General features: G+C 42.6%; 8 protein-coding genes. 2 read left to right on the top strand and 6 right to left on the bottom strand.

Annotated features, from left to right (window positions below; all coding sequences use genetic code 11):
* Positions 1-294, top strand: a 294-nt coding sequence (locus HMPREF2983_RS14220) for a hypothetical protein (RefSeq protein WP_246829311.1), incomplete at its 5' end; no start/stop codon positions are given.
* 340 nt (positions 295-634) lie between these two features.
* Here HMPREF2983_RS14220 and HMPREF2983_RS01425 read toward each other — a convergent pair.
* Positions 635-967 carry a hypothetical protein gene (locus HMPREF2983_RS01425; RefSeq protein ID WP_070665940.1) on the bottom strand — a complete coding sequence of 111 codons (333 nt, stop codon included), beginning with the start codon at positions 965-967 and terminating at the stop codon, positions 635-637.
* 21 nt (positions 968-988) lie between these two features.
* Complete coding sequence (locus HMPREF2983_RS01420) at positions 989-1,513, bottom strand: hypothetical protein (RefSeq protein ID WP_070665937.1); 525 nt, start codon at positions 1,511-1,513, stop codon at positions 989-991.
* A 249-nt stretch (positions 1,514-1,762) separates the two neighbouring features.
* Between HMPREF2983_RS01420 and HMPREF2983_RS01415 the strand changes: the two genes are divergently transcribed.
* A complete protein-coding gene (locus tag HMPREF2983_RS01415; RefSeq protein ID WP_070665934.1) occupies positions 1,763-3,838 on the top strand; it encodes an LTA synthase family protein in 2,076 nt (691 codons plus the stop codon).
* Between the two features lie 310 nt (positions 3,839-4,148).
* Here the strand turns inward: HMPREF2983_RS01415 and HMPREF2983_RS01410 are convergent, their stop codons facing one another.
* The 4 genes from HMPREF2983_RS01410 to HMPREF2983_RS01395 form a co-directional block, all read right to left on the bottom strand.
* A complete protein-coding gene (locus HMPREF2983_RS01410; protein WP_070665929.1) occupies positions 4,149-4,529 on the bottom strand; it encodes a hypothetical protein in 381 nt (126 codons plus the stop codon).
* A 382-nt stretch (positions 4,530-4,911) separates the two neighbouring features.
* Positions 4,912-6,432, bottom strand: coding sequence for a DUF6850 family outer membrane beta-barrel protein (locus HMPREF2983_RS01405; protein ID WP_070665926.1), 1,521 nt, complete (start codon positions 6,430-6,432; stop codon positions 4,912-4,914).
* Positions 6,433-6,603: 171 nt separating this feature from the next.
* Positions 6,604-7,962 carry a DUF4876 domain-containing protein gene (locus HMPREF2983_RS01400; protein ID WP_070665923.1) on the bottom strand — a complete coding sequence of 453 codons (1,359 nt, stop codon included), beginning with the start codon at positions 7,960-7,962 and terminating at the stop codon, positions 6,604-6,606.
* 52 nt (positions 7,963-8,014) lie between these two features.
* Positions 8,015-10,750, bottom strand: coding sequence for a TonB-dependent receptor (locus tag HMPREF2983_RS01395; protein WP_246829310.1), 2,736 nt, complete (start codon positions 10,748-10,750; stop codon positions 8,015-8,017).
* Between the last annotated feature and the right edge of the window lie 865 nt (positions 10,751-11,615).

Here is an 11,615-nt window from a genome sequence, read left to right as displayed (position 1 = left end):
AGAGAGGCTGACCGCAAGCTTGAGGACGGCGACGTAACTGTAAAGAAAACTACACGGAGAACACTTCGGCGTCGGCGGCTCCCTTTCTTCTGTTTCTTTCCGTCGTTCTTGTTCTTGTTCTTTGTTCTTGTTCTTAGAGAAAGAAAAGCCATTGATTATCAGATAGTTGAAATGTTAATTAATCTAAACTTCAGGGCAAACGAAGAAAAGTGGAGCAGAAGTGGAGGAAAAGTCGGTGGGAAATTGGGCGTAATTCAGAGAGATAAGGACATACTCCAAAAGCATACTTTGTAAAGTTTTTTAATTATTTTGTTGCAATTATCACTTCTCTGACAGCCACCAACTGATTTATATATATTTATAATGTACGCGCGAAAGAGCTTCCTTATATTTCTTCTAAAACTGCAGAAGTTATCAGCATGTTTTCCCATATCTATGAAAACAGGCTGCAACTTCATTCATCTTAGCGTGCAATCTCTGTCATTCAATCATGTCATCTCTATCATTTTACACACTGACATGATAGAGATGACATGAAAAAATGCCCTTTATACAGAGCTATGATTAAATGTAATCACAGAATATGTTTCCCTTCTATTGAGCCTGGCTTACCAAGCTTTTCGGTATTATCAGTCTAAACTTCTTTCAAATAGGCAGCTAAACCATGACGCTGCCCAAGATATTTATCATCAAAGGCATCAATCGGCTTAATCTCCTCAATGACATAAACTCGGTCATGATATGTGACCGTCTGTCCTACTTTATATTCTGCATTGAAACGTTCCATCTGCTTTCTGTAGCGTTCTGAAACGCCGAAAAATATCATACGGGCAGAACCATCTGAGAAGAATTCAAACTTTGGTTTAAATTTACCATAGTTCACATTATACCACACACCCAAAACAACCACCACAATGCCTAAGACAATGACAAGGGCAGCCCAAACATAATAAGTAGTACTTTCCATTGACTATTTACTTTAATTCATTTACTTTTTCTTGTATTTACCAATATTCCAATTTGCATAACGCTGAAGGTTCTTGTGCAGGACATCAGACTGTGAGAAATAATTCCATGGAATATTCTTGGCCGAGATCCCAAGCAGGGCACAATCAATATAGACACTCTTCTGATAAGCACCATAGTGCACATACACCTGATCGAAGTTTACTTTCTCTTGTCTTCCCAACACCGTAACAAAGCTAATGCCGTCTTCATAGATGCAAATCTCTTCGAATGGCTGTTTTTCTCTCCATTTCATGAGTGTGCCAATTGCCATAAAAACAGCTATAATCCAAAAGCCATTAAGCAAGAAATGAACAGACGTTACGACCCATTCTACACTCTTTACCGAGTCAGCAAACCCAAGCAGCGCCTGCCGAACAGCAGGAATAAGCGTGGCTATGAATATAACCAGAAATACAATCCAGCCTTGTATTACACCTTTCCACTTTCCCTTTCCCTCATAATGACTTGCGTCTAACACATGTCTTGAAACAAGATTTTCTTCCATTTCAATGTATTATTTTTAAGAATATAGGCTACAAAAATAATTAATTTTCTCTATATGAACAACATATATACTTTTAATTTTATGATTATTCCTATGCTGCTCGGTAAGTTTATCAGACTTATGACCGTGCACTCTGTAATTTTTGATGTGCATTCTTACATTCAACATTCTTTCTAAAAGAAAAGAAAGATTATCTTAGTTTGATTGTTGCGGGTTTCTAAAATTTTATGTAAGTTTGCAGCAAAGCAAATGAATATGAACGATAAAAAATTGATTTACAGAAATCCTATTTACCTCATTGGAACCCGATTTCTAAAGTTATATATCATCATTGGACTTATCCTGCGTATCATTCTTATGCACGCTACCCCCGGAGATGCATCTTTCTCCTTGGGAGAGATAGTCAGATTATTAAGCATCGGTATTGTTTCCGACTTCTGCATGGCTATCTTACTCGCTCTGCCATTACTGATTATCTATCTTGGACTGAACGAACGAAAGTATCATCGCATCATAGGATGGATGATAGAAATCCTACTGATTGCATCATTCGTCTACGTGCTGTTCTTCCACACTATCTTTCATGAGTATGGAGGTGGTGCACCAACAATTGCCCGGATCTTCTTAGGTTGGAAACTGTTCAGCTTCTCCATGCGCTTCTTCTTTCCGAAGATAAGGGAGACATGGCGAAGAGTTTCACTCTATCTTACCTGGGCTGTCTATGTCTTTCTGTTTCTATGTGTCACTGCGGGAGAATACATTTTCTGGGGTGAGTTTGGAGTGAGATACAACTTCATTGCGGTAGATTATCTGGTCTATACCCACGAAGTAATAGGAAACATCATGGAGTCGTATGCCATTATCCCCATGATTGGCATGACACTACTCCTCACCGTTGGCATCATCTTCCTGCAGTCGCGCCATTACAGATTTAATATCACAAAGCTTTATGGTGTAAAGATGCTCATCATACACCTTTTCTTATACGCTGTTCTTGCAACAAGTGCATACTTCATCTTATGGGAGACACACTCCCTCAAGAGCGATAATCAATACGTTACGCAATTAGAACAGAACGGAGCATGCGATTTCGTCATCGCTTTCCAAAGCAATAAGCTGGCATATGATCAGTTCTATGCCATGCTGCCAAAGCAGGAATGTATAAGTATGTACCGGCAACTGAGCGGACTGAATAAGGATGGCAAGAAGAACATAGGCGACAGTCTTGCAGAAAATCGGCCAAACATTGTTCTCATCACAGTAGAAAGTCTCAGCGCAGATTTCCTCACACGGTATGGAAACAAGCAGAACCTTACACCACGACTTGACAGACTCATGCAGGAGAGTCTTGTCTTCGACAGCCTCTTTGCTGCAGGTAACAGGACGGTCAGAGGGTTGGAAGCCCTGTCTCTTTGTCTGCCACCGAGTGCCGGAGAGAGTATTATTAAGCGAAAGGCCAACAGAATGGGCAACCTCTCCGTTGGGAGTGTGCTATCGCGTTTAGGCTACAAATCGCAGTTCATCTACGGTGGAGACAGCTACTTTGACAATATGGGCGACTTCTTCAGTCATAACGGTTATGAGGTAATTGATAGGAAAAATATCCCTGACAACCAAGTGACTTTCGCAAATATATGGGGTGTCTGTGATGAAGATATATTCAGAAAAAGCCTGCAGGTGTTCGATACAAATAACAAGTCGGGACATCCTTTCTTTGCACAGATTATGACTACCAGCAACCATCGCCCCTACACCTACCCCGCTGGGAAAATAACAGTGAATGGTGATCCTAACACGCGGGAAGCCTCTGTTAAATATACGGATTATGCGATTGGCAAGTTCATTGATGATGCAAAAAAGAAAGTATGGTTTAAGAACACTGTCTTCATTGTCATTGCTGACCACTGCGCCTCCAGTGCAGGAAAAACCTCATTGCCTATAGACCGCTATCACATCCCGTGCCTTGTCTATGCACCGGAAATCATACAACAAGAGAAGATTGAGAAAATCTGTTCTCAAATTGACTTGATGCCTACTGTTCTCTCACTGCTCAACCTACGCAGCAGCGTAAGTTTCACAGGACAAGATATCCTTGCTCCGACCTATCATCCTCGGGCATTCATGGCAACCTATCAAGACTTAGGCTATATGGAAGACAATCGACTGACAGTGCTCTCACCCGTCCGCAACGTTCAGCAATATACCTTGCGACCATTACAAGACGGCACTTATGACGAGCAACTCGCCAGAAAGACAGATGAAAAGCTCGTTCGCAAAGCACAAGCCTATTACCAATATACCAATTTGTATGTAAAAGCAAAATAGGCAAGCCGTAGCGTTATGCTATAAAGAATGGAGAATGTGGGGGCAGTATAGGGGATTACTGTCCCACTCTTTCATGAAATTGAAGATAGCATTTGAAGAAACAACTACAGCATCAAATACAAACCTTCCATAGTGTTCGCACAGGAAAGAGAAAGCCAATAGCTGTTGCAATGCTTGCTTTGCCAATCAATAGCTGCATGGAGAACTTCCCCCAAGCGGATTGCTTTAAGATATGTCATAAAACAAAAGAACTGAACATCTGTTTTACCAGACATCCAGCTCTATCATATTTCTCTCTCTTAAATGCGATTTACTTATTGAGTCCACGATTGTTCATTGTGGTGTTGAGCAACAGAAGATACTTGCTGTACTGGCTGTTGTTCAGAATATAGTGCATATACTTGAGGTTCTTTTCAATAGCCTTGTCAACCATGTTCTTACGCTCATCCTTAGGAGCATTAGCTGCATTCATCATTTCAATGCAGAATGTCTTATGAACATCTTCTACGCTCTCAAGCTGATCCATTGACAGACCAAGTGCCTCTGCAAGCTTGCTGTAATTGACTTTCATATCGTAAGCTGCAACTGTATTTGTTGCCACTGTATTCTCACCTTCAGCAAAAGCCATTGTCATACTCATAACTGCAACGAGTGTCAAAAACATCTTTTTCATAATCTTTTTACCTTTCATCTTTTGTGAACCCCTATTTCATTTCTGGGTTCTGTTATACCTAATTTATATTATCCTAATATCTTATTCTTTCTTTAAGACATTGCAAAGATACGCTGAAAAGATTGAAGCAACAAGAATTTATAACTTTGTTTGCGCAAACAACTGTTTTTATTGACATATATCAACAAAACAAGTTATAGATTAAAAGCAAACGAGAGAAATAATGGATAAAAACACTTTCCACAGCTCTTTGAAGTGAAAAGAAAGAAGATGGCTTACCACAACAAGTTCCACCTTACTATAAGAGAAGTAGTCTGAAAGTGCAGATAGCTTCACAAATAAAGGACCAATGCATAAAGATTGAATACCCCAATCTACATGAAGGCCTACATTCAAACCATTAAAAAGCCAATCCTATTGCAGCCTCAAAGTATTGGCGCGTACCGTGAATGGTAGGTTGTGCCTTGAGTGCATAGGCCAGCTGATAGGCCATGGAAAGCGTCAAACGATAGTGGGAAAAGCGTTTCACGGCACCAATATCAATGCGAGTGGAAGCCGTTGATGTGGCATAGAAACGTTGCAAGGGACGTGCCAGCTGGGTTGAAAACACATTTTCCTGTGTTGAAGGATAGTTCAATGAAGCCGAAGGTAAGGTGAAAGCCTGACTTGCACCATAGAAAAAGGCGAAAGCACGGGGCAAAGGACGCTGTGAACGATAGGCTGCAACCATATGAAAAGCATCTCGAAGAAAAACATGCTGCGTAGCACCGTCTTGTCGTTTTTCATGCTCGGCTGAAGCATTTAGGCTATAAAGATCGAGTCTATCTGAAGAAAAGCGATGATAGAGCAATGCATTTATTCCGATGTTGCGATGAGAATAAACATAATTTTTCTGCCCACCAAGAATATTATCCAGCCTATCCCAGCCTTTAGTAAAGTCAGCATAAGCTGTAGCTTGCAGGCGAAGAGCACGAGAGAAAGGATGAACTACACCCAAGAGAACATTCGTTTGACGAAGATTATAGGTGGAAAGAAGATTAGCCGACACGTTAGTAACCCTGCTTCGGCGTATGCTATCGCGTTGTGAAAGATATGTTGCGCGTACCCAGAGCATAGTACTGTCCAAATGAAGATAGGCTTGCAGAGCCAGTTCGTGTCCGTAAGTATTGGTTTGCATCTCGCGATTTTGCAGCTTACCTGTTTTCCGATGCATGCCAAATCCCATCAATTCATAGGCCATGAAGTCAAGACGGTCAATGCGATCATTGCTCTCATTGACGTAGATAAGGTTGTTATCACTCGTGCCATAGACCATTCCCGCCCCCACAGCAATATGTACAGGAGCAAGATTTAGGTCGACATTAAGGTGATAACGCGAATTAAAACTTTCGGCAGAAGGGCGCGGATCGTTGCTGCGTGCCCCCTTGTGGTACCTTATCTGCAAGCCTGCACCAATGGCAAACAGGCGTGAAAGCTTATAACCGGCTACTCCTTTCAGCAGATAGGTCTCATTCTGCCAATTGCCTTTACGTGGAGATGCAAAATAATAGGGCATGCCGTTACGTGGCATTTCACTAAGCAACCACCCTACACTGTCGGCAAATTGTCGGTCGTAAGCAAACTCCCCATAAAGTCGCCAACGTTCAGAAGTATACAACCCCATGGACAAAAGTCTCACATTCGTATCTTTTTCGGGAGTCTGGATGCGCGCCAAAGCACCTTGCGCTTGCGTGAAAGCCACCGAGGTATAACCATAGTTACAAGCAGGGAGCAAGTAAACACCTAAGGGTGAAGCCATAATCCGGTGGTGCTGTTGCCATTCTTGAGAAGTTGGAACGGCAAAACGCGTGAGCGAATCTTGGGCGTGCGCAATGGAGAAAAGCCCACACAAGAGACAAGAAAAGAATATACGTACGTGCATAGTAATGGGTTTGTTCTTTATAAATCAAGACTGTTTCTGAAAATTCCTGCTACCAAAAAGCTACTAAGCAGCCTTTCAATGCAATTTAGTTGATTATAAAAACTGTCTTAAACAATATTTCACCTGCCTGCATGATAAGCGCAGGCAGGCTGAAATTCATCGCCTCAGACTTTACTTGCTCGGGGCAAAAGCCTTTGGATTAGGGATCATCTCTACAAAGTCGATTGCAGAGTTGTTGAGGTCTTGCAGTATGATGCGACCATTTTCTGTACGGCTCACCTTGCGAGAAACACAACGGAAGCTATAATCGGGCTTAGAGAATGTGTAGCTTGCATCAAGCGATTTCGGGAAAGCCTTTGGTGAAACATAGCCATCTGCATTAGGATTAATAACCTCAACAGCATCAATAACAGAAGCTACTGGAATTTGAGTATAGACCGTTTTATCAGAATACTTCAAATCTTTATATGGATACTGATATGCCGGTAAGGTAGCAGGTGAAGAATGACGGAAGATGACATACCCCTCTTTACCATTGCGCGACATTCTCATATACTTGTTATTTCCTTTCTGTATCAGCACCATATTGACAGCATTCTTGTTATCCAACTGCTCGTATCCAGGGTACACCACATCAAACTCTGCCTTGCTCAAGTCGAGTGTAGAGTCGGGCCATTCGGGAGTAACCTGCTTGCCCAATGATGTAGTGAAGGGCTGCTTATAGTTCTGGGCAAAAGGAGCAATGATGAAACTTTCACCTGGTTTAACGGGATGATCCTTACCCGAACCGGGTACCATGATGACAACATTGCCATAAACATACTTGTCATTGGCTCCTGCTGGGTCAGCCATACCTTCTGATTTGCTCCAATCGTAGGTGCCTTTAGAAGTCAGATAGAACTTTTTTATAGGTGCCCACTTATGTATAGTACCATCAGCCATATAGCCATATCGGTTCATCGTTGTGAGAGCAAAGCACAAACCATCAGCATAAAGCGTCTTTGCAGAGTTGTTATAAATCTCTACAAAGCAATCATTTTCGCCTGCAGCTTTCTTATTGTCTGACCCTGCATAGTAAATCGTTTTAATGACAAAATCATTCGTAGTAGAGGTTGTCAACTCCAAGTTTATTTCTTTTTCTTTGTTTGGTTGAAGCTGTATGCCCGTTGCTGCTGCCGAGAAAAGCACATCTTCGGAAGTTTTCTCACCTGTTATTTCGGTATACTCTTTGGCAGGAATGGTATAGGTTGCCGTTATGTCATACATGTCTACAGGCAGATTAGGCAGCACCATGTCGGTATTGAGTGTGGTCTCATAGGTAGTTTCCTTACCAGTACTGGTGTTTTTCAACGTGATAACCACTTTCTTGGTCTTAGCCTTTTCGAAAGTCTTGTTAATCTTAACATTCAATTTCACCGAAGCACTTGATACTTCAGGAGTGTCATTTTCACCGCAAGCAGTGAAGAAAACGGTCATGATCAGCGCCATGAACAGGGCAATGTTGCTGCCCCAATGTTTTGTTGTTTTCATTTTATTATAGAATTGTTATTGTTTATATCGCTTACGAAGAGCGTGTAGTCATTCAGAACTTATAGCTGACATCCATGCTCACTGTCGGCGGTTGATTAAAGTATATGCGGTCACCCTGGCGTTCTATCCAAGGGCGATAGTTGAACACATTATTGATATAGCACGAAAGGCGCAGTTTTTTTCCAATCTCCTTAGACACCCGAAGATGACAGTTGGGAATGATGATAGGCTGCGAGATATTTACAGGTTCATTGTCTTTCAGTCGGATATAAGTCCAGCGAATGTCTTTACGCTGCTCTTCATCAAGATATACACGATGAAAATTCTGATCGATATAGCCGATAGGATAGATATCAAAGCCATGACGATTAAAATGTCGGAACCAGAAGTTTTGCAAGCGCAGATTGAATATCAAGCCAAGAGTAGGGATCTGCTTGGTAAGACTAAGGGTTGAGATGAGTTCGTTAGAACTGTTCTTCGTAGGCTTATAGATACCGGCAACCGCCTCTTTATCAAGGTCGATGCTTGTGCCCATGCGTTCCCCTTTCTGATAGTAAAAGCTGTAATTATAAACCACAGAGAAGTTAACATCCAATCCTATAGGTTTGATATTGCGCAGACCTCCAATCCATTCCAAGCCTGCATTACGGCTGTAAAGCTGGTTGCGAGGCGTATAGTAATAGTCGATAATCAGCTCGGGAGCGCCCTTTGGTGCATAAATGGGGCGCTGATTGGGCTGCTGAGATACGGTTTCATAGCGCTGAACCCACATAGTATCAAGTACAGCCTCTGAACTTATGCCTCTCTGATCAATCTTCAGATAGCCTGTCAGCGATGTATTGAAGTTGGACTTGGCGTATGTTGTACCCAATTCGAAGCTGTGAGTATAAGGAGAACGCAGGTTGGGATTGGTGGGATCAACGACCTTTGTCTTGTATAAAAACAGTCGTTCTTTGGCATTATTGCTGTAATTGCTGTACACAAGACGGTCGAAATACACGTTTTCGGGATAGAGATAAGCTGTGGCGGGTATCTTATAACTGATACCATAGGCTGCATTGAAGCTCAACCCATTGTCAAAGGCCCACATCGTATTGATGCGCGGACTGGCTGCAAAGCGTCGGTTCTGGAATTCAAGTCGCACACCTGCCGTTGTACTAAGCGTTCCATGGGCTGTAGACAACATGAATTTATCCTGCACATAGAGTCCTGATTGATTTAGTTGGATGCGGTTGCGATACTTATAAGAACGGTCACCGCGGCCACCTTGCCCACCATCATAGAACGGTGTTTCAGCATTGAAAATCTTTCCCCGACCATGATTGGACTCATGACGAGCGAAAAAACCCAGACTAAGCGTATGTGTGGATTGCCCCCATTTCAGCGTCCTACGCGCTTCGATATTACCCGAGAGCGCCAAAGGTTTGCCATCAATCTCCAAAAGCGCATTATAATAAGGTGGTGCAACATCAGTTTCGTGCAGCCCGTTAGTATAGGCATCGGTGATGAGATTAAGCCTGTTGTTAGCGATAAACTCTTCGTGCATGTCGTATTGATGCGACAGAGAGAGCGAGAAATTATAGTCTATACCATCGATAAAAGCATTTTCCTGGGGTGAAAGTGCACCGCGGAAAGCCAAGCGAAGGTTCTGCCTGTCGGTTCGTGTTCTATTGAGTGTTGCATCGGGATCACTTTTCAGTCCGTCGATATTCTTGGAGAAATCAGCAGAGATTGTGTTCTTCCAACCCAAGGCCCTACTAAGTGTATGCGTCCACGTGGCATTGAAAGCAATGTTGGCATTGGTCTTCAATCGGTCGCGTCGGTCACGGGTACTGTGCATATAGTCTACGTTGAGGTTAAGCAATCCCCAACGTTCACCGAGAGAGAAACCCTTCCCCAACGATGCATTGAAAATGTCATACTGCACCTTTACACTGCCATAGAAAGGAGTAAGTCCGGCACGACGATTGATAATGACAGCGCCATTGCTCAAGTCGCCATATTTTACCGGAGCCACACCCGATATGACTTCAACACTCTCTATAGATGATGCGGGAATTAAACGCAGGTCATTTCCACTGCCCACATTCTCATTATTATCAGTGTTGAAACGGCGATTAAACATCTTCACCCCACCCCACTTGCCGTAACTGTCAAGCTGCATGTTGGTGTTGTTCGATATGGGAGTGCCGTCCACCACATAGGCAATGCCGAAAGCTGCATTACGCACATAGTCGTTAAGCTTGTTGCGCGAATAAGCATCGAGCGGGTTCTGCAAATCTCCCTGCAATGCCGAGCGTAGAGTCAGAAAGCTGGCATTGTGCATGTCGGTATTGAGAATAGCCTTTCCCGGAAGTGCCTGAACGATGTCGGCCATGCTGTAAGCCTGGATGTTGTCAATCGTGTTTCGCTGTATCAGCATTGAAGAATTGCTGTGTCTTGGCGTGCGCGTAGCATTCACCTGAACGCCTTTCAGATAGAGGTTGTTATCGTCTAACGAAATGTTCACCTTCTTATTCTTCGCAACAGCCTCTTGCGTAATGGTCAAACTGCGCGTGGCTTTTCCCAAATACGACACAGTCAGGCGCACGCCCTTGCTGGTGAAGAGGGTCGACTTGAGACGAAGTTGGCCTTGCGCATCGGCAGTATAGGTGAGGCCGGCACTCTCCACGATAACTGAAGCAAAAGGCAAAGCCTGCCCTTCGCGGTCTGTAATCGTCAATGAAACGCTTTCTTCAGTGGTGCTGGCCCGCAAGAATTGAGCACAAGGGCACAATACTAAGACCATAAACAAAACAAAAACACGCATCCGCCTACATAGAATTGGTGCGATAACTCTCATGATTCTAAAACCCTTTCAATGCTGCAATGTATAAAATATCAAAATATTTTTTGCAAAATTAAAAAATAACAATACTGCAAACAATACCTACAAATGAGTATTTTAAACGGTTTTCATTTGGTTCTAAGCCCTGTCTACCCCAATCTGTCATCCTCTATAATCTGCTAATAACTGTGAAAATCATGAACCGTGACAACCGTGTCGGCCCACTTGCAATATTGAATGCAGAGGCATATTGCCGGCAACACCTTCTCATCTTTGCAAAGGTTATCGGCTTGAAACTACCAATTTAAAATACAGCCAAGCAGGAGAAGGAAAGTGAGAAAAAAGGTGTTAATTCCTGATTTCAAAATACTCGGTTTCCAATTTGCGTCATTCAACGCGATAACTTGATGCAGATTACACCGCATTTTGACTCAAAACACGTGCTAACTTGATGCAGATGGCGAGGTGATTTGACGCAGATAACAACGCTTTTCTACAGCATATTGCCACACAATTCCATTCAAAACTCATAACTTCTTGATTATTAACGAATTGAATAAAGATAGAAAGCAATGTTTACATGAAATAGGGAAAACTTAGAATTTCATCCTGTGTGCAATATCTTTTCAGTCTCTTTCGGTCTTTCCTCCACAAAAAATGAGGGCAGCCAATTGACTGCCCTCAACCAACACAAAAACTAAACTAGACTTAACTAAGACGATTATCCATTCTCACGAACTTCGTAATCGCCGATACAAAAATAATACCTTTTATGCAAAAAGCAAACAATTCAATGCAGTTTAAATTAGTAAATGCGACAGTCTCC

Source organism: Prevotella sp. HMSC077E09 (genome assembly GCF_001814685.1).
GTDB classification, from domain to species: Bacteria; Bacteroidota; Bacteroidia; order Bacteroidales; family Bacteroidaceae; genus Prevotella; species Prevotella oris.
This window is presented reverse-complemented; position numbering and strand designations above follow the sequence as displayed.

Bases quoted from the DNA above. Each gene is read 5' to 3' on its own strand.
- HMPREF2983_RS01425 (WP_070665940.1), bottom strand. From the start codon at position 967: ATGGAAAGTACTACTTATTATGTTTGGGCTGCCCTTGTCATTGTCTTA.
- HMPREF2983_RS01405 (WP_070665926.1), bottom strand. From the start codon at position 6,432: ATGCACGTACGTATATTCTTTTCTTGTCTCTTGTGTGGGCTTTTCTCC.
- HMPREF2983_RS01410 (WP_070665929.1), bottom strand. From the start codon at position 4,529: ATGAAAGGTAAAAAGATTATGAAAAAGATGTTTTTGACACTCGTTGCA.
- HMPREF2983_RS01400 (WP_070665923.1), bottom strand. From the start codon at position 7,962: ATGAAAACAACAAAACATTGGGGCAGCAACATTGCCCTGTTCATGGCG.
- HMPREF2983_RS01420 (WP_070665937.1), bottom strand. From the start codon at position 1,513: ATGGAAGAAAATCTTGTTTCAAGACATGTGTTAGACGCAAGTCATTAT.
- HMPREF2983_RS01395 (WP_246829310.1), bottom strand. From the start codon at position 10,750: ATGGTCTTAGTATTGTGCCCTTGTGCTCAATTCTTGCGGGCCAGCACC.
- HMPREF2983_RS01415 (WP_070665934.1), top strand. From the start codon at position 1,763: ATGAATATGAACGATAAAAAATTGATTTACAGAAATCCTATTTACCTC.